The following is an 18,161-nucleotide window of genomic DNA, read 5'->3' on the forward strand; positions in this document are numbered from 1 at the left end:
GTCACGCAGCGCGGTGTTTGAACCCGCGCCGCATCACCGCTACCCCGCGGTGCCGCCCACGGTCAGCCCGCCATCGATGCGCATCGTCGGCTGGCCCACGCCGACCGGCACGCTCTGGCCATCCTTGCCGCAGGTGCCGACGCCCGGGTCGAGCGACAGATCGTTGCCGATCATCGATACGCGGGTCAGCACATCCGGGCCGTTGCCGATCAGGGTGGCGCCCTTGACCGGATACTGCAGCTTGCCATCCTTCACCCACCACGCCTCGGCAGCGGAGAACACGAATTTGCCGCTGGTGATGTCCACCTGGCCGCCACCGAAGTTGACGGCGTACAGCCCCTCCTTCACCGAGGCGAGAATCTCGTCCGGGTCATGGTTGCCCGCCGGCATGATGGTATTGGTCATGCGCGGCATCGGCAGGTGGGCATAGGATTCGCGCCGCCCGTTGCCGGTGACGGGCATCCCCATCAGCCGCGCGTTCAGGTTGTCCTGGATGTAGCCGCGCAGGATGCCGTCCTCGATCAGCACGGTGCGCTGCGTGGGATTGCCTTCGTCGTCGATGTTGAGCGACCCACGCCGGTCGGGGATGGTGCCGTCGTCGATCACCGTCACCCCTGGTGCGGCCACGCGCTCACCGATGCGGCCGGAGAAGGCGGAGCTGCCCTTGCGGTTGAAGTCACCCTCCAGCCCGTGGCCGATGGCTTCGTGCAACAAAATGCCCGGCCAGCCGTTGCCCAGCACCACGGTCATCTCCCCGGCCGGTGCCTGACGGGCACTCAGGTTGAGCACCGCCTGCGCCACCGCCTTCTGCGCATAGTCGGTGATCAACGCATCGCTGAAGTAACGGTAGTCATAGCGTCCGCCGCCGCCGGCACTGCCCTGCTCGCGCCGGCCGTTCTCCTCGACGATGACCTGCACCGACAGGCGCACCAGCGGGCGCACATCCGCCGCGCGATGGCCGTCGTGCCGCGCCACGAACACCACCTCGTACTCCGAGGCCAGGCTCGCCATCACCTGCACCACCCTGGGATCGAGGCTGCGCGCGACGGCTTCGACCCGTTCGAGCAATGCGACCTTGCCCGCCTCGTTCAGGCTGGCAAGCGGGTCCACCGGCTGATAGAGCTGGTGTCCGGCCACCTCGCGGCGTAACGCGGCCGTGCCGCTGCCGCCTTGGCGCCCGATCGCGCGGGTCGCCCGCGCCGCTTCAAGCAGCGGATCGAGCCGGATATCGTCCGAATAGGCAAAGGCGGTCTTCTCACCCGCAACCGCGCGCACACCGACGCCCTGGTCGATGGCGAAACTGCCGGATTTGACGATGCCTTCATCCAGGCTCCACGCCTCGGAGCGGCTGTACTGGAAATACAGGTCGGCATAGTCAAGATCATGCGCATTCAGCTCGCCGAACACGCGGGTGAGCGAGGCTTCGGTCAGGTTGGCCGGGGCAAGCAGGATCTGTTCGGCGGTCGCAAGAGCATTCATTCGATCAAGGCACTTTGAGTTCGGTTGGTCACAGGCCACAGTGCCAGCACATGGGAAGCTTGGCAAGGCCGCAGGCGGCGTCCGGGCCGATGATTCCGTTCAGTGCGGCCGTGGCATGACAGCGCCGGCCCAGCCCCGCGCGGGGCCGGCGGCCGAGGACCACATCATACTGTCAGGCAGCGGTGCGCAAGCGCCGGCAGCACCCGGCGGACCCGTTCGAGCTGGGTGGACTTGAGCGGGGCAAGCGCCAAGCCCGGCCCCTGCGGCAGGCAATCGAGCACCTGCCCCCACGGGTCGGCGATCAGGCTGTGGCCAAAGGTTTCGCGCCCGGTGGGATGGCGGCCGCCCTGCCCGGCAGCGATCATGAAGCACTGGTTTTCGATGGCGCGCGCGCGCAGCAGCACTTCCCAGTGCGCCTCGCCGGTGGTCGCGGTGAACGCAGCGGGTACCACCCATGCATCGGCCGCCTCGCGCCGGAACAGCTCGGGGAAGCGCAGGTCGTAGCACACCGCAAGGCCGATGCGCCCGAACGGCGTATCGAAGGCCACCGGCGTCTCACCCGGCTCGATGGTATCGCGCTCGGCGTAACGCTCCGTGCCGTTGTCAAAACCGAACAGGTGGATCTTGTCGTAGCGGGCCACGCATTGCCCATCAGGGTCGAAGGCGAGGCAGGTGTTGCGGACCCGGGCCACGTCGGCGCCGGCCAATGGGATCGTGCCGCCCACCAGCCAGATGCGGTGGCGTGCGGCAAGCGAGGCCAGGAATGTCTGCAGCGGCCCATTGCCGAACGGTTCGCGTACCGCAAGCTTGTCGGTGTCGCGCGCTCCCATGATGGCGAAATATTCCGGCAGTGCCACCAGCTGCGCTCCTTGCGCGGCAGCCTGCGCTATCAGGCCGGCGGCGACGGCAAGGTTGTCCGCCACCGTCGGGGTGGAGATCATCTGGATGGCTGCGGCGGTGAAAGTCTGCATCGTGTCGGGTTCCTGCGTTGAAAACGGATCGGCGTTCAGCGCCGCTGCTGCAGTTGGTCCAGGCGCGCCTGCTCGTTGCCGATCAACCGACGCACCACCGGATCGCGCATCGCGCCGCTGATCTGATATTCATAGGCGACAAACTGGCCCAGTGGGTCCTTCAGCGCCCGCTGCAGCAGGAATGCGGCCAACCCCGCCAACGGATTCACAAGCCCCGCGGCGACCGCGACGGTATCGCCGACCACCGGCACGATGCGCACCCGCAGGTCCTGGGTGCCGGCGACGAAATTGGCTTCGCCGCGGAACAGCACCTGCGCCGCCGGACCGGCGATGACGAGGTCGTCGGTGCGGGCAATGCCGCGCTCGACGATGGCAGCACCCTCGATCGAATCGAATTCGAAGCCTTCCGAGAACACATCGCGAAAATCGAGCTTCACGCGCCGTGTCAACGACTGCAGGCTCAGAATGGACAGCAGCCGCGCCGCACCGGGGTCGATCCTGGCAAACTGGCCCGCTCCCAGCGCCAATGCCAGCGAGCCTTGCATGCTGTCGAAATCCGGCCGGTGCGGTACGCCGTCCCAGGCCACTTCCCCGGAGAACGTGCCGGCCGCGCGGCGCAGGGTGTCGGGATAGCCCACCCGCCCCAAGAGCTTGCCGAAATCGCCGCTCTTGAGCGCAAACCTGGCCGAGACGCGCGAGCGCCCCTGCTGGCGCCGCCACACTCCGTTCATCTTCAGCTCGGCCTCGTCGTTGCCCAGCACCACGTCGTTGAAGCGCCAGCTCTCGCCTTGCGGCACCGCGGTCAGCGCCAGCCGCCCCAGCTCGCGCCCGTGCAGGCTGAATGCATCGACCGCGAGCTTGATGGCAGGCCAATCGGCGTTGCCGGCGGAATGCGTACCGGCCACCGGCCGGCCCACGGCGCCCGTGCCGGCATCAGGCAGCGGCAGCGCCAGCCGGGCAAGCTGCAGCGCCAGCAACGGGTCGGCACCATCGCGCCAGCTGAACTGGCCGCTGGCCTCGCGGCTGTCCACGCTGCCGCGCCAGCTGTCGGCGCTCCGCTGCGCTGTCAGCCGCACATCGCGCAGCTGCAGCCCCTCGACGCGCACCCGGTCGAATCCCAGCTGCACCGCGCCCAGCCCGTCGCCCTGCCGCCCGGGCGCCTCCAGCAGCGCCAGCCAGCCGTCCAGGTCGATCGTGTCCCAACCGCCTGTCAACGCCCATCCCGGTGCACCGGTCAGGCGTGGCGGCTGCTCCCCCAGGGCCAGCACGCCGGACGACGGCCGGCCCGGCACCTGCGACGCGGCACCCTGCAACAGCTTGCCGTAGCCGAAGCCATAGCGGATGCCATCACCGCGGTCAGCAATCTCCAACCGGAATGGACGAATCTCGCCGGGCGCCTTGCCCAAGGGGGCCGGCAGGTTGATGCGGGCCGCGGCCAGTGGTGATTCCAGTGTGAAGTGGTAGCCGCCGCGCTGGGTCGTGAGCCGGACCTGATAGTCGACAAGGCCGGCCAGCCGCTCCGGTTCGGGCAGGCCGTAGCGCGTGGCCGCGTCGCGCAGGCGCGCCTGGCCGTTCAGCTGCAGCAGGAACTCGCCCGGCGGGGACGTGGCGCCGGCGAAGCGGCTGGTGCCGCCCAGCACCTGCGCCTGCCCATCCTGCAGCGCAAGGCCCTGCTCGGAAAAGGTCAGCCGGCCGGCCGCCGCCTGCAGCAGCGGGACCGCACCGCCGAAGTCCAGCGTATTGCCATCGAAGCGGTATTCACCACCGACCCGGGTGTGCGCCGCATCGTGCAGCGGGATGTCCAGCTTGAGCGTGAGGCTGCCCCGCCCTTGTGCCTTCAGTCCATCGATATACGCCGCCGTGGTCCCACGCAGTGGCGATTGGCGCAGAAAGGCCAGGAAGTCCGCCGTGGCCGATTCGGTCCTGCCATCCACCAGCAGGTGCGGCGTGGGCGAGGCCAGATTGGGCACCCACACGCGGGTCTGGCCGACCTCGGCCGACAGGATGCGCGCCTGTCGTGCCCGGATATCCATCTGCTGCCCGCGGAAATCCAATTCGCCGTCGATGCCGGTGAGTTCGGGCCAGCCCGGCGCGTAGGCCATCCGCACATCGCGCACCTTGGTATGGAAGCGGAAGCGTCCGCCGCGATCGCCGGCAAACGGAAATTGCGCCAGCGGTCCGGATACCTCGATCCGCCCGGCGTACGCCTCACCTTCGCGCAGCGCATTCGCCAGCCAGGCACGGGTCGGCGCGCCGGCCGCAAGCGGCAGGTAGGCGTGCACGCGTGCCGCGCTCAGGCGCGCGATCCGGCCTGACAGCGCCAGCGTACCCAGGCCGCTGCGCGGATGGCGGTAGCGGGCGTCCGCCGTCAGTTCCAGGTCGGTATTGCCCAACTGCAGCCGATCGAGCATCACGTTCCAGGCCTGCCCGTCGCGCTGCCAGCGTCCACCCAGCTCGAACCGGCCAAACTGCAACGTTTCGGCGAAAAGCCGCGGAACCGCGACCGCCAGCGCGCTGCTGCGCGCCACGAGGCTGCCGCCGTCCTGGTCGAAGCGGGCGGTCAGGTCCGCCCTCCCCAACCGTGGCAGCGTCTCGCCCCAGGACAGCGCAGCCTCTTCCAGCACCACTTCGCCGCGGTAGCGCTGCAGCGAAGGCAGCCAGTGCAACTGTGCTTCGCGCACCTGGCCGGCGAGCCGCAGCGGTCGTATCCGTGCCTGCCATGGCTGCGGCAACCACGCGCGATAGGCCGCCAGCCCCGCCAGCTGCACCCGGCTCACCGCCAAGGCGACGCTGCCGTCGGCACGCCGCGTATAGTCGACCCGGCAATCCCGGCATAGCGCGCCGTTGGCGCCATCGATCCGCGCCGCCGCCAGCTTGAAGGTCTCATCGTGCTCGCCGCGGCGCCAATCGAGCGTGCCGTCGAAGCGCGGCAGGCTGAAGCTGCGTCCGCTGCCGGCGAGGCTGAGACCGGCCACGCGCAATGTGGCGGTCACGTCACTGATCCGCTCCTCTTCGAAAGCCAGGCGCAGGTTGCCGCCGACGCGGCCTTGCAACCCCGGCAGGCGCTCAAGGTGGCGCAGCCAGTCGGCCTGCAGCACCTCAAGCGCCAACCGCGGCAATGCAACGCGCACCTCACCCTGCCATTGCCGCCAATGCTGCAGCGTATCGCCGCGCCAATGGCCTTCGATGCGCACCGGATCGGCCAGCACCCGGGGCGGGGTGAACGACAGGGTGAAGCGATGCGCGCCGAACCGGCGCTGCACGGCCAGCGTCACGTCGCGCAGCATATGCGGGGGGGCGGACCGGGATTCGTCGACCAGCCGCAATTGTCCACCGCGGATGGACAGACTGTGCTGGGCCAGCAGCCAGTCGGCAAAACGCGTGTCCCCAGTCGCGGCCTTGGGGTCCAGCCGCAGGCCCGCCACGTGCCAGACGCCGGCCCGGTCGCGCCTTACCGTCAGGTCCGGCACTTGCAACGCCATGCGGTGGAAACGCAGTTCGCCCACCAGCAGCGACCACCAGGACAGCGCGGCATCGAGCCGCGACACCCGCAGTGCCGCCTTGCCATCGTCGCCATACAGTGTGACCCCCTGGATCTGCAGATGCGGGCGTGGGCCACGCCAGCCGCCGACCAGCCGGGCCACCTCGGCACGGTTGCCCGTCACCTGGGCCAGCATGCCGGCCACCGTCGGCCGATACTGGTCCAGCCGCGGCACCAGGTAGTACTGCCATGCAAGCGCAGCCAGCGCCAGCAGCAGCAGCAACAGCGCCAGCAGCAGACGCAGCCAACGCCAGCCCCGGCGCAACAGCGCACTGCCGCGCCGTTGCGACGCAGCCCAGGCCGCTGCCGGCCAGGAAATGGGGAGAAGACGTGGCATGCCTGCCCTGCTGGAACGAGGAAGAACGCACCGAAGCGGCGGAGCTGTGCTAGCGTCTGGATCATCCGCCAGGACACGCCCCGGCCACGGCGCCGGAACAAGCCTTACATTCTAACTGCAATCATCCGATGACCATGCACGATGCTGTGACCCATCCCACGCTGGCGCCCGGGCTTGCGCACAGCCGCTTTCTCGCGCGGCTGTTCCAACGCGATCCGCAACTGGCCGACCGCACCGCGCAGCAGTTGGACACGCCGTTCGACATCGCGCAGATGCAGGCGTTGCTGGCAACGCCGGCAGACGACGAAGCCGCTTTCAAGCGCCAGTTGCGCCAATTGCGCCAGGCGGTGATGGCGCGGCTGATCGCACGTGAGCTGGCCGGGCTGTCCGACCTGGACGAGGCCCTGGCCACGGTGAGCGCACTTGCCGATCTGACCGTGCGCAAGGCGCTGGACTGGGCGGTGCACCACGAAATGCGCCATGGCCGTCCGATCGGCGCGGAGTCGGGCCGCGAGCAGGCATTGATCGTGGTCGGCATGGGCAAACTGGGTGGCAGCGAGCTGAACGTGTCCTCCGACATCGACCTGATCTTTGTCTACGACGAGGCAGGTGAAACCGACGGCGAGCGCCGGATCGGCAACCAGGAATACTTCACGCTGATCGGCAAGAAGCTGATCCATCTGCTCGCCGATCCGACCGAGGACGGCTTTGCCTTCCGCGTCGACATGCGCCTGCGCCCATTCGGCGACGCCGGTGCGCTGGTATCAAGCTTCGCGGCGCTCGAAAATTACCTGCTCACCCAAGGCCGGGAATGGGAACGCTACGCCTGGATCAAGGGACGCGCCCTCACCGGCGACGATCAGGGGTTGATGCAGCTGATCACGCCCTTTGTCTACCGCAAATACCTGGACTACGGCGCCTACGCCTCGATGCGGGAGCTGCACAGCCAGATCCGGCGCGAGGTCGCCCGGCGCGACATGGCGGACAACATCAAGCTCGGGCCCGGCGGCATCCGCGAGATCGAATTCATCGGCCAGGTGTTCCAGCTGATCCGCGGCGGCCGGGTCAAGAGCCTGCGTGAACGCGGCACCCGCAGCACGCTGCGTGAACTGGCGGCACTCAAGCTGCTGCCGGACGACGCGGTGGCGGAGCTCCTGACGGCGTACACCTTCCTGCGCAATCTGGAACATCGGCTGATGTACATCGACGACGCGCAGACCCAGATGCTGCCCGCCGGCGCCGAGGACAGGCAGCGCATCGCGGCCAGCATGGGCTTTAGCGACTGGGCCGCGTTCTGCGAGGCGCTGGAGCGACACCGCGCAGCAGTGACCCGGCATTTCGAACAGGTGTTCGTGCTGCCGGACGGCCAGGACCAGAACCATCCGCATGCACCGCTGTGGCGCGATGCGCACAACGGCGAGAGCACCGCCCAGGGGCTGGCCCGGCTGGGCTATGCCGACGCCGCCGAGATCCAGCGTCGGCTGGCGCTGTTCCGCGGCAGCAGCCGCTACCAGCAGTTGAGCGAACGCAGCCAGCGCCGGCTCGACGCCGTGCTGCCGCCGCTGATCGAAGTGGCCGCCGGCCATCCCAATCCGGACGCGACGCTGATCCGCATCCTGGATCTGCTCGAACATATCGGCCGGCGCGAATCGTATCTGGCGCTGCTGGCCGAACACCCGCAGACGCTCAAGCGGCTGGCGAGCCTGTACAGCGCCAGCCCCTGGGTCTCGGAATACCTGACCCGCCACCCCATCCTGCTCGACGAACTGCTCGATTCGCGCCTCCTTTATCAGGAGCCGGACTGGCACGCCGCCGCCGACGCGCTGCGGCGCGAGCTCGCCGAGCTGGACGGCGACGTGGAAGCCAAGATGGACCTGCTGCGGCATTTCCAGCATACCCAGGTGTTCCGCCTCGTCGCGCAGGACATCGCCGGACTGCTGCCACTGGAGCGCCTGTCCGACCACCTCTCCGATCTGGCCGACCTGATCCTGGCGGCGGTGATGGACGAAGCCTGGCGCGACCTGGCGCGGCGGCACACGGATACGCCCGCCTTTACTGCGATCGGCTATGGCAAGCTGGGCGGCAAGGAACTGGGGTATGCCTCCGACCTCGATCTGGTGTTCGTCTACGACGATGCGCATCCGGAAGCGGCGGAGACCTATGCGCGTTACGCCAAGAAGATCGTCAACTGGCTGAGCACCCCGACGGCGGCAGGTACGCTGTATGACATCGACCTGCGGCTGCGCCCCAACGGCAGTTCGGGGCTGCTGGTCTCGACGCTGGAGGCGTTCGAGCAGTATCAGTGCGAAGCGGCCTGGGTCTGGGAGCACCAGGCGCTGACCCGGGCCCGCTTCGTTGCCGGCGATCCGCAGATCGGCCGCAGCTTCGAGGCGGTGCGCTGCGCCGTGCTGCGCCGCGCACGCGCGCTGCCGCAGCTGGCAGCCGAGGTGATCGCGATGCGCGAGCGCATGCTGGAGACGCACCCGGCGCGTGCCGGCGATGTCAAATACTGCCGCGGCGGCATCGTCGACGTGGAATTCATCGTGCAGTACCTGGTGCTGGGCTATGCCCACGCGCACGTCGACCTGACCGCCAACCGCGGCAACATCGCGCTGCTGGGTACCGCAGCGGCGCACGGCCTGATCGATCCGGAGCTTGCCGGGAGCGCCCGCGACACCTACCGCGCGCTGCGCCGGCTGCAGCACACCAGCCGGCTGTCCGGCGACACGCTGGCCCCGGAGGCGCTTGCGCCCCTGGCGTCGGGCCTGGCCAGCGTACGTGCGCTGTGGCAGGCATTGCTTGGCGAAGTGATCTAGGCCGGCAGCCCCCTGGCCAGCCATGCAAAAGGCCCGGGTTCAACCCGGGCCTTGGCTGCACGATGTGTCACGGCGGCGGCGCGCTATTCACCGGGAAACTTGCAGAACTCGACGCCGACGGCACCGTCGGGCAGGTAGCGGCTCAGCCAGGTCATTTCCAGCTTGATATGGTCGACCAGTGCGACCACATGCCGCGTATCGGTATTGCTGGCAAACCACATTTCCTTACGCCATACCGTGCCTTCACCGGGCGCCTGCGTCCCTGGCGTCATTTCGTCCTGCGACGGTGTGCTGCGGCCATAGCCGATCACCGACAGCAGATCGCCAAGCTCGTCCGCGGCATGCGCCACCTCGACCACAAAGGCGATCATGCTCGGCGAGAGCTGCTGCATATTGACGTAGGCGCGGGTGTGCAGGCCATGGCGGCGGGCGAGTTCGGTCAGGCAATGGGGACAGGGGAAGGCGGCGCGGATCAGGAAAGCTTCATGCTGCTCGAAGGCAGGCGGCATGTCGGACAGGGAATGTCCACAGCGGTGAGACAGGATATTGCTGCCAAGCCTATCCATGATGAAGCCCCGGGTGTTGGATAGACACCATTTTACACACACAGACAGAAAAAGAAAAAGACGGCAAAAGCCGTCTTTCTCCTGGCTGTGGCGCCGCCCGCTTTCAACCGACGACGGGTGGGTTGCGCAACCGGATATGCAGCTCGCGCAACTGCTTCTCATCGACCGAGTTCGGGGCGTTGGTCAAGAGGCATTGCGCACGTTGGGTCTTGGGGAAGGCGATCACATCGCGGATCGATTCGGCGCCCGCCATCAGTGTCACCAGCCGGTCCAGCCCGAACGCGAGGCCGCCATGCGGCGGTGCGCCGTACTGCAGGTTGTCCAGCAGGAAGCCGAACTTGTTCTGCGCCTCCTCGGGACCGATGCCCAGCGCGTCGAACACGGTGGATTGCACGTCCGCACGGTGGATACGTACCGAGCCGCCGCCGATCTCCCAGCCGTTGAGCACCATGTCGTAGGCGCGGGCGCGGCAGGCGCCCGGATCGGTCTTGAGCAGTTCCAGATGTTCGGCCTTCGGGCTGGTGAACGGGTGATGGCAGGCGTTCCAACGCTTGCCGTCCTCGTCGTACTCGAACATCGGGAAGTCGATCACCCACAACGGACGCCATGCCTTGACGAAGTAGCCGCCGGCCTCGCCCTTTTCGTGGCCGATCTTCAGGCGCAGTGCGCCGATGGCTTCGTTGACCACCCTTGCCTTGTCGGCACCGAAGAACACGATGTCGCCATTGGCGGCACCGGTGCGCTCGACGATGGCCGCCAGCGCCTCGGGTGTGAGGTTCTTGACGATGGGCGACTGCAGGCCGGTCTCGTTCAGCTGGGTGACGTCGTTGATCTTGATGTACGCCAGGCCCTTGGCGCCGTAGATGCCGACAAACTGGGTGTAGGCGTCGATCTCGGAGCGGCTGAACGCCGCACCGCCCGGCACGCGCAGGCCGACCACGCGACCGCCCTCCATGTTGGCCGCACCGGAGAACACCTTGAACGGCACGTCCTTCATCACGTCGGTCAGTTCGGTGAAGCGCAGCGAGACGCGCAGATCCGGCTTGTCCGAGCCGTAGTGGAACATCGCGTCGTCGTACTTCATGCGTGGGAACTTGCCCAGATCGACGCCGATGGCTTCCTGGAACACGTGCCGGGCCATGTCCTCGGTGATGTCCATGATCCCGTCCTCGTCCAGGAACGAGGTTTCCAGGTCGATCTGGGTGAACTCGGGCTGGCGGTCGGCGCGCAGGTCCTCGTCGCGGAAGCACTTGGTGATCTGGTAGTAGCGGTCGAACCCGGCCACCATCAACAGCTGCTTGAACAGCTGCGGCGACTGCGGCAGCGCGAAGAACTGGCCGTCATGCACGCGCGAGGGCACGAGGTAGTCGCGCGCGCCTTCCGGCGTGCTGCGGGTGAGCATCGGCGTTTCGATGTCGATGAAGCCGCGGCTGTCCAGGAAGTTGCGCACCAGCAGCGCCACCTTGTAGCGCAGGCGCAGGTTCTTCTGCATCTGCGGGCGGCGCAGGTCGATCACCCGGTTCTGCAGCCGCACCGTCTCGGAGAGGTTCTCGTCGTCGATCTGGAACGGTGGCGTGGCGGCGCTGTTGAGCACCGCAATGTCCTTGGCCAGCAGTTCGATCTCGCCGGAAACCAGGTTCCTGTTGGCGGTGCCGGCCGGGCGCTCACGCACGATGCCGGTGATCTGCAGCACGTATTCGGCGCGGGTGGCGTCGGCGGTCTTGAAGGCATCGGGGGTGTCTGGATCGACCACCACCTGCAGCAGACCCTCGCGGTCGCGCAGGTCGATGAAGATCACGCCGCCATGGTCGCGGCGGCGGTGGGCCCAGCCCTGGACGGTCACGGTCTGGCCGAGGAATCGCTTGTCGATCAGGCCACAGTAATCGGTACGCATGATGGATGCTCTTTCTTGTTTCGATAGGGGCAAAAGGGGTTGGCGCAGGGTTCGGGGCGGGTCAGGCCACGCGGCCTAACCCGGCAGATTGTCGGGCCGCCCTTCGAGGAAGGCGGCGGCGCGCGGCGCGGGCACCACCACGCCCATGGAGATCACGTACTTGAGCGCCTCGTCGACGCTCATGTCCAGTTCACGCACGTCCTCGCTGCGCAGCATCACGAAATAGCCCGAGGTGGGATTGGGCGTGGTCGGCACGTAGACGCTGACGTAGTCGCCATCCAGATGCGCTGCCACCTCGCCGCTGGGCGAGCCGGTCAGGAAGGCGATGGTCCATGCGCCCTGATGCGGGAACTGCACCAGGAGCGCGCGCCGGAACGCCTGGCCGGAATCGGAGAACACCGTGTCCGAGACCTGCTTCACGCTCGAATAGATCGAGCGCACGATGGGAATGCGGTTGAGCAGCCGCTCGCCGATGATCAGCAGCCGTCGGCCGAGCACATTGGCCGCGATCACGCCGGTGACCAGCACCACGAGCACGGTGAGCACCACGCCGAAGCCCGGAATGCCGCGCCGCTCCGACAGCCATGGCATCGACGGTTCGAGCGTGCGCAGCAGCCAGTAGTCCGGGCGCAACGACATCGGCAGCAGCTCGCCGAGCTGGTCCATCGTGCCGACCACCAGTTGCACCACCCACAGCGTGATGGCAAGCGGCACCCAGACCAGGAGACCGGTCAGCAGGTAGCGCTTGAGCCGGTCCATCAGGGTTTCAGGTCGTTCAGTGGCAGCCACAGCTGCCCGTGCCGCAGGCACCGCCAGCAGTGCTGGCGCCAGAGGATTCGGTGGTGGCTTCGGCCTTGGCCGGCGCACTCGCGGCCCCGCCGCCCTTGAAGTCGGTGGCGTACCAGCCCGAGCCCTTCAGTTGAAAAGCGGCAGCGGTCAGCCGCTTCCCGTAGGTCTGCGCCTTGCAGCTCGGGCAGTCGCGCAACGGCGCATCGGCCAGTTTCTGGATGTGTTCGTTCTCGTAGCCGCAGGCGGTGCAGCGATAGGCATAAATCGGCATGGTCGACACCTGGATGCAACGGATTGATCGGGATACGCGCCCCTGCCGGGGCGCCGGGACACGGTGCGCCAACGGCCGCGCCTAAGCCCCGGAAAACACGCGATTATACCCGAAGCCGCGTCGGCGACGATGGTGCATGCCGCTCAGTAGACATCGCGCCGGTAGCGGCCGGCTTCAAGCAGCTGCTGTACACGCGGCACACCCAGCAGCGCGCGCAGCGTGTTGTCCACGTCCTCAGCCATGCCCTCGCGACTGCCGCACACATAGACGGCCGCGCCGTCGTCGATCCACTGCACGAGCAGCGGGCCGGCCGCCCGCAGCCGGTGCTGCACGTAGGCCGGTGGCGTGTCGCGGGAATACGCCAGATCCAGCCGCGCCAACGTGCCATCGGCCAGCCAGGCCGCCAGTTCCTCTCTGAACAGCGCGTCGTGTGCGGCGTTGCGTTCACCGAACAGCAACCAGTTGCGTGTGCCGCCAGCCCTGGCACGTGCCTTCAGGTGCGCCCGCAGGCCGGCGATGCCGGTGCCGTTGCCGATCAGTACCAGCGGGGTTGCGTCGGCGGGGGGATGGAAACCGCGGTTTTCGCGTATGCGCAACGCAATCGTCGCATCCGGCGCGGCACCGCAGGTCAACCAGCCCGAGGCAATGCCCAGCCGACCGTCGGCACGCCGGGCCTGGCGCACCACCAGCTCCAGCGCACCGTCCTCGGGCAGCGAGGCGATCGAATATTCGCGATGGGGCAAAGCCGGCAGGGCCGCGGCAAGCGCAGTGGGTGACAGGCCGTACAGCGGCGCCACGTCGTCAGGCAGCTGGCGGTCGGCCAGCGCCGCACAGAGCGCGTCGCCGGCGGCGAGGCCCAGCCGGTCCAACCACGCCTGTACCGCCTGCGGCGCGTTGCACGGCCCGACTTCGGCAATATCGCCCGCCTGCCAGGTCGTCGGCCGGGGCGGCAGCAGCCGTAGCCGGAACACCGGCGCGCCCTGACTGCCCGGGTTGAGCAGCACGCGCGCCGCCAGCCGCCAGGGCTGATAGGCCGGGGCCTGCCAATCCGCAAGCTCGGCATGCCCTGCCAGCGCGGACAGTTGTTGCTGCCAGTGACGCACCGCGCCCGCCTCGCCGTTGTCCACCTCGATCAGGTCAAAGAGCGGCATGGCACCGCCCTGACGCAGCCAGCGATCGAGGGCGTGGCCAAAGGCACAGTATTGCGCATAGCTGGCATCACCCAACGCCAGCACCGCGTATTCCAGGCCGGACAGCGCCGCAGTGGCGCCCATCGCGCGCCGGACAAAGCCCGCCGCCTCGTCCGGCGCGTCGCCCTCGCCGGTGGTGCTGACCACGAACAGCGCCTGACGGTATGCCGCCAGCGCGGCGGCATCGAGGGCGGACAGCGGATGCAGCGCGACGGCCATGCCTGCACTGCGCAATGCCTGTGTGGTCTGCAGCGCAAGCTGCGCCGCATGTCCGGTCTGGCTGGCATAGGTCACCAGCAGCGCCGCCGGGGTCGCGCCATCCGACACGAAGCGGGCCTGGGCCCGCCGATGCCGCCAGGCGATCCAGGCACAACCAAGCAGATAGCAAAGCAGCACCGCGCCGGCGGCGGCGAGCCGCCCCGCGGGCAGCGCCGCATGCGCCGGCGCCGCCAGCCCCAGCAACAGCCAACCCGGATGCCGACGGCTCATTTGAGCATCGCGGCAAACGCCGCCGAGCGGTATTGGCGCAGACTGTCCCGGTCGCGCACCAGCCAACGCGCGGCCAGCGCATGCCGCTCGGCGAAGGCCAGCCCCTGTTCGGGCCCGAGCACGGTCAGCGCCGTGGCATAGGCATCGGCCCACATGCATTCGGGGTGCAGTACCGTCACCGCCGCGGGTGCCGCGCGCAGCGGTGCCCCGGTGCGCGGGTCGAGTGTATGGGCGTAGCGCTCACCCTGATGTTCGAAATAGCGGCGATAGTCGCCGGAGGTGGCAACGGCCAGATCGTGCAGCGCGGCCACGCACGGCGCCGTGGATGCGTCCAACGGTGCCTCCAGCCCCACCCACCAGGGCTGGCCGTCGGGTTTGATGCCGAACCCGCGCAGTTCCCCGCCCACTTCGACCAGCCAGCTCGACAGGCCGCTGCGCTGCAGATGGGTTGCCACTGCGTCCACCCCGTACCCCTTGGCGATGCCTGAGAAATCCAGGGTCAGCCCACCCGGTTGCCGGGCACGCCCGCCGTGGAACAGCAGCTTGCGCCAGCCGCTGCATTCGCGCGCCAACGCGATCCGCGCCGGCGTGGGCGGCACATCGCGCGGACCGGCCGGGCCGAAGCCCCACAGGTCCGCCAGCGCGCCGAGGGTGGGATCGAAGGCACCGTCGCTTTGCGCCGCCACCGCAAGCGCACAGGCCAGTACATGGCGGAACTCGGGCGGCAGCGGCTGCCAGCTGCCGGCCGGCGCGGCGTTGAAGCGGCTCAGGTCCGAGTCGGCACGCCAGTGGCTCATCTGCGCCACCACCTGGTCCAGCACACCCTGGATGCCGTCACGCAGTGCGTCCGGTGCCAGCGCGGCCGGTCCGGCCAGCTGGACCGACCAGGTGGTGCCCATGGTCTGGCCCGTCAGCCGCTGGATCGTGCCGTGCAACGGATGCGGGCGCCACGCGGACAATTGCGGCGGGATCAGTACCTCGTTCATCGGCGCAGGCACCCGCGATACCTCATTGCGGCAGCACTTCCAGCGTGACGGTATACGACAGCATGCGCTGGCGGGCGGCCTTGACCGAGGTCTTGGCATCCTGCAGGTCCGCATCGAGCCAGTACATGCCCGGCTGTGGCCAGGTCACGCTGAACTTGCCGGCCTCGTCGGTGGTGAACTTCAGTGCTTCGAGCTGGTTGCGATAGCGGCTCTGGCCGCGTACCACCGTCACCTCGACCCCGGCCGCAGGCTTGCCGTCGACCACCATCTGAAAGGTGGCGGACTCGCCGGCCACCAGGTCATTCGGATGCGTCAGCGGCACCAGCTCCAGCCCCTGACCCGCCGGCTTGAGCGCCGATGGCGAGCCGACCGTGGCAAAGGTCTCCAGCCGGCTGACGAACTCGCCGACCTGCAGTTCGGCCGCGTCGGCCGGCACTTCCTTGGCAAACGCCTCGGGGCTGCCGTTCCAGCGCTTGGGCTGGCCATCGACCTTCCAGCTGGCACGCACGCCGCTGCGCACCAGCTGGATACGGTAGGTGCCCGGCTGGGTGAGATGGGCGTCGAACGTGCTGCGCAGCTTGCCCTTGGCCATGTTCTCAGGCGCCACCTTGCCGCCGTCGGGCGCCACGATGTTCAGCGCCTCCAATCCGAGCGGCACATGGTTGAAATGGAACATGTCATTTGAAACCGCGGCATCCACGGTGATCCATTGGGGCGAGGACAGCACGGTGGACGACGGCAGCAGCCAGTAGTGGTGCGCCTGCGCGGTCAACGGCAGGGTGGCGGCGATGGCCAGGGCGGCAAGGCGGGCAAGATGTTTCATGGTGCGGCTCCGGTGAGGGGGGATCGGATCAGGGCTTGAGCTCGACGCTGACGGCACCCAGCTCGTGCTGACCCTGGGCACGGGCGCTCTGTGCGCTCTTGGGCGGCCAGGACAGTGGCACGCGCACCAGCTCGCGGCCGCCGACCTCGCGGGCGGCTTCGACCACCAGGTTGTACTGGCCGGCCGGCAGCCTGCCCAGCGGCGCCTTGCCTTCGGCGAAGCCCAGCTCATGCTGGCCGGCCGGGCGGGTCGCGCCCGAGACACCGTCCAGCGGCATGGTCAGATCGCGCCCGCTCTTGCGCCACCACTGGCGCAGGTCCTTGAGCCACTTGGTACCGGCACCTTCGGCACCCTTGGTGTCCAGGTCGTACCACAGCGCGAGGTTGGCGGCGACGCTCTGGTCGGGCCGCTCCAGCCACACCGCCACATAGGGCCGGTGGTATTCGGCGACATTGAGCCGCGGCAGCTCGAGCTTGACCTTGAGTTCGGCGGCCAGCCCCTGGCCGGCGAAGCCGCCGGTGATCACGCCCGGCAGCACGGCCGGGATCCATTTGCGCATGATGAAATCCTCAGTGGATGAACAGAATGGCCAGCACCAGCGGCACCACCAGCCCCAGCCCCACCAGCGGCCAGGTGGCCGGCCGGCGGCCGGCGTGCAGATGCAGCAGCAGCAGCCCGGTGATGCAGAACACCAGCGCCAGGCCGGCGAACACATCGATGAACCAGCGCCAGGCGGCGCCGGTGTTGCGTCCCTTGTGCAGATCGTTCAGATACGAGACCCAGCCGCGCCCGGTCAGCTCGTAGGCGACCTCGCCGCTGGCGCGGTCCACGGTCAGCCAGGCATCGCCGCCGGGGCGCGGCAGCGACAGGTAGATTTCGTCGTCGGACCATTCGGCGGCCTCGCCGGACAGACTCAGCGCCAGCCGGGCCTCCAGCCATTGCGCCACCACGGGGGGCAGCGTGGCTTGCTGCGCCTGGGGGGGGCGCCGCAGCAACGGCAGCAGGTCGGCCGGCAGCACCGCAGCACGCGTGGTGATCACCGGGGTCGCCTCGATCTGCGCGGCATGGTTGAGCGTGATGCCGGTGGCGGCGAACAACAGCATGCCGATGAGGCAGGCGGCCGAGCTGATCCAGTGCCAGCGATGCAGATGCTTGAGCCAGAAAGACCGGCCTTGCCGGTCGATAGCGGAGGTCATCGGAATGCGGGAATCCAAGGCGAGCGCGGTTCAACGCGGCGGTGCGATGCCGCGTTGACATGCGAATGAAACCGATTTGCGCTCTCATCGGCTGCCGGCGCGTGCGCCGGGCGGCTCATAGCTCGGCCCATTGCCGCAGCAGGTTGTGGTAATGGCAGGTCAGCGCGATGACGTCTGGGCTGTCGCCCAACTGGGCCCGCAGCCGCTGGATGGTCTGATCCAGCTCGAACAGCTGGCTGCGCCGACTGTCGTCACGCACCATGCTTTGCACCCAGAAGAACGAGGCGACACGCGCGCCACGTGTCACCGGCGCCACGCAATGCAGGCTGGACGACGGATAGAGCACCAGATCGCCCGCCGGCAGCTTGACCTCGTGCTGGCCGTAGGTGTCGTTGATGATCAGCTCGCCACCGTCGTATTCGTCCGGCTCAGCGAGGAACAAGGTGCAGGAGAGATCGGTGCGCAACGCGCCGCCCGGCTGCGCGCGTACCGCCCCGTCGACGTGAAAGCCATAGTGCCCGCCGCCTTCGTAGCGGTTGAACAGCGGCGGCACCGTGCGCAACGGCAGCGCGGCGGCGAAGTACAGCGGATGGCGCGCCAGCGCCTGCAGGATCACTTCGCCCCAGCGTTGCGCCAGTGGCGAGGTTTCGGCCAGCTGCCGGTTCTGCTTGACCCCCGCGCCCTGCGGCCCCACGGTCTGTCGCCCGTCGATCCACTCGGCCGCCTGCAGTTCGGTGCGTACGGCGTCAAGCTCGGTACGGCTGAGCACTTCGGGAATATGCAGCAACATCGACCTCTCCTGTCAGGCCCCCT

General features: G+C 68.3%; 14 protein-coding genes. 1 reads left to right on the top strand and 13 read right to left on the bottom strand.

Going from position 1 to position 18,161, the window contains the following annotated elements; all coding sequences use genetic code 11:
- Positions 1 to 39: 39 nt before the first annotated feature.
- The 3 genes from tldD to N8I74_RS16175 form a co-directional block, all read right to left on the bottom strand.
- Positions 40 to 1,479 carry a metalloprotease TldD gene (tldD, locus tag N8I74_RS16165; RefSeq protein WP_263124158.1) on the bottom strand — a complete coding sequence of 480 codons (1,440 nt, stop codon included), beginning with the start codon at positions 1,477 to 1,479 and terminating at the stop codon, positions 40 to 42.
- 164 nt (positions 1,480 to 1,643) lie between these two features.
- Positions 1,644 to 2,450 (bottom strand): carbon-nitrogen hydrolase family protein, encoded by an 807-nt coding sequence (locus N8I74_RS16170; protein ID WP_263124159.1) that lies wholly within the window; start codon positions 2,448 to 2,450, stop codon positions 1,644 to 1,646.
- 35 nt (positions 2,451 to 2,485) lie between these two features.
- The gene (locus N8I74_RS16175) at positions 2,486 to 6,328 is read right to left on the bottom strand and encodes a YhdP family protein (RefSeq protein WP_263124160.1); all 3,843 of its coding nucleotides are present in this window, start codon (positions 6,326 to 6,328) and stop codon (positions 2,486 to 2,488) included.
- 56 nt (positions 6,329 to 6,384) lie between these two features.
- On the opposite strand from N8I74_RS16175, the gene glnE reads away from it, so the two are divergent.
- On the top strand, positions 6,385 to 9,144 hold the full coding sequence (gene glnE, locus N8I74_RS16180) for a bifunctional [glutamate--ammonia ligase]-adenylyl-L-tyrosine phosphorylase/[glutamate--ammonia-ligase] adenylyltransferase (protein ID WP_263126762.1): 2,760 nt from the start codon (positions 6,385 to 6,387) through the stop codon (positions 9,142 to 9,144).
- Between the two features lie 83 nt (positions 9,145 to 9,227).
- Here the strand turns inward: glnE and N8I74_RS16185 are convergent, their stop codons facing one another.
- From N8I74_RS16185 to N8I74_RS16230, 10 genes are all read right to left on the bottom strand, one after another.
- The gene (locus N8I74_RS16185; RefSeq protein WP_263124161.1) at positions 9,228 to 9,710 is read right to left on the bottom strand and encodes a hypothetical protein; all 483 of its coding nucleotides are present in this window, start codon (positions 9,708 to 9,710) and stop codon (positions 9,228 to 9,230) included.
- Positions 9,711 to 9,813: 103 nt separating this feature from the next.
- The gene (aspS, locus tag N8I74_RS16190; protein ID WP_263124162.1) at positions 9,814 to 11,604 is read right to left on the bottom strand and encodes an aspartate--tRNA ligase; all 1,791 of its coding nucleotides are present in this window, start codon (positions 11,602 to 11,604) and stop codon (positions 9,814 to 9,816) included.
- Positions 11,605 to 11,679: 75 nt separating this feature from the next.
- Positions 11,680 to 12,363 (bottom strand): DUF502 domain-containing protein, encoded by a 684-nt coding sequence (locus N8I74_RS16195; protein WP_263124163.1) that lies wholly within the window; start codon positions 12,361 to 12,363, stop codon positions 11,680 to 11,682.
- Positions 12,364 to 12,379: 16 nt separating this feature from the next.
- On the bottom strand, positions 12,380 to 12,664 hold the full coding sequence (locus N8I74_RS16200; protein ID WP_263124164.1) for an FmdB family zinc ribbon protein: 285 nt from the start codon (positions 12,662 to 12,664) through the stop codon (positions 12,380 to 12,382).
- A gap of 143 nt (positions 12,665 to 12,807) precedes the next feature.
- Positions 12,808 to 14,343: a sulfite reductase subunit alpha gene (locus N8I74_RS16205; protein ID WP_263124165.1), complete on the bottom strand. Its 1,536-nt coding sequence runs from the start codon at positions 14,341 to 14,343 to the stop codon at positions 12,808 to 12,810.
- Positions 14,340 to 15,329 carry an FAD:protein FMN transferase gene (locus N8I74_RS16210; RefSeq protein ID WP_263124166.1) on the bottom strand — a complete coding sequence of 330 codons (990 nt, stop codon included), beginning with the start codon at positions 15,327 to 15,329 and terminating at the stop codon, positions 14,340 to 14,342. Before N8I74_RS16210 ends, N8I74_RS16205 begins: the two co-directional genes overlap by 4 nt.
- A 22-nt stretch (positions 15,330 to 15,351) precedes the next feature.
- Positions 15,352 to 16,152, bottom strand: a complete 801-nt coding sequence (locus tag N8I74_RS16215) for a DUF4198 domain-containing protein (protein WP_263124167.1) — start codon at positions 16,150 to 16,152, stop codon at positions 15,352 to 15,354.
- A gap of 28 nt (positions 16,153 to 16,180) precedes the next feature.
- Complete coding sequence (locus N8I74_RS16220) at positions 16,181 to 16,711, bottom strand: DUF2271 domain-containing protein (protein ID WP_263124168.1); 531 nt, start codon at positions 16,709 to 16,711, stop codon at positions 16,181 to 16,183.
- A gap of 10 nt (positions 16,712 to 16,721) precedes the next feature.
- Positions 16,722 to 17,348, bottom strand: a complete 627-nt coding sequence (locus N8I74_RS16225) for a PepSY-associated TM helix domain-containing protein (RefSeq protein ID WP_263124169.1) — start codon at positions 17,346 to 17,348, stop codon at positions 16,722 to 16,724.
- Between the two features lie 115 nt (positions 17,349 to 17,463).
- Positions 17,464 to 18,138: a Fe2+-dependent dioxygenase gene (locus tag N8I74_RS16230; RefSeq protein ID WP_263124170.1), complete on the bottom strand. Its 675-nt coding sequence runs from the start codon at positions 18,136 to 18,138 to the stop codon at positions 17,464 to 17,466.
- Positions 18,139 to 18,161: the final 23 nt, after the last annotated feature.

It is taken from the genome of Chitiniphilus purpureus (genome assembly GCF_025642115.1).
GTDB lineage: Bacteria > Pseudomonadota > Gammaproteobacteria > Burkholderiales > Chitinibacteraceae > Chitiniphilus > Chitiniphilus purpureus.

Excerpts from the sequence above, each read along its gene's own strand:
- N8I74_RS16175 (WP_263124160.1), bottom strand. The coding sequence starts at position 6,328 with ATGCCACGTCTTCTCCCCATTTCCTGGCCGGCAGCGGCCTGGGCTGCG.
- N8I74_RS16225 (WP_263124169.1), bottom strand. The coding sequence starts at position 17,348 with ATGACCTCCGCTATCGACCGGCAAGGCCGGTCTTTCTGGCTCAAGCAT.
- tldD (WP_263124158.1), bottom strand. The coding sequence starts at position 1,479 with ATGAATGCTCTTGCGACCGCCGAACAGATCCTGCTTGCCCCGGCCAAC.
- N8I74_RS16230 (WP_263124170.1), bottom strand. The coding sequence starts at position 18,138 with ATGTTGCTGCATATTCCCGAAGTGCTCAGCCGTACCGAGCTTGACGCC.
- N8I74_RS16205 (WP_263124165.1), bottom strand. The coding sequence starts at position 14,343 with ATGAGCCGTCGGCATCCGGGTTGGCTGTTGCTGGGGCTGGCGGCGCCG.
- N8I74_RS16215 (WP_263124167.1), bottom strand. The coding sequence starts at position 16,152 with ATGAAACATCTTGCCCGCCTTGCCGCCCTGGCCATCGCCGCCACCCTG.
- N8I74_RS16200 (WP_263124164.1), bottom strand. The coding sequence starts at position 12,664 with ATGCCGATTTATGCCTATCGCTGCACCGCCTGCGGCTACGAGAACGAA.
- N8I74_RS16170 (WP_263124159.1), bottom strand. The coding sequence starts at position 2,450 with ATGCAGACTTTCACCGCCGCAGCCATCCAGATGATCTCCACCCCGACG.
- N8I74_RS16185 (WP_263124161.1), bottom strand. The coding sequence starts at position 9,710 with ATGGATAGGCTTGGCAGCAATATCCTGTCTCACCGCTGTGGACATTCC.
- N8I74_RS16210 (WP_263124166.1), bottom strand. The coding sequence starts at position 15,329 with ATGAACGAGGTACTGATCCCGCCGCAATTGTCCGCGTGGCGCCCGCAT.
- aspS (WP_263124162.1), bottom strand. The coding sequence starts at position 11,604 with ATGCGTACCGATTACTGTGGCCTGATCGACAAGCGATTCCTCGGCCAG.
- N8I74_RS16195 (WP_263124163.1), bottom strand. The coding sequence starts at position 12,363 with ATGGACCGGCTCAAGCGCTACCTGCTGACCGGTCTCCTGGTCTGGGTG.
- N8I74_RS16220 (WP_263124168.1), bottom strand. The coding sequence starts at position 16,711 with ATGCGCAAATGGATCCCGGCCGTGCTGCCGGGCGTGATCACCGGCGGC.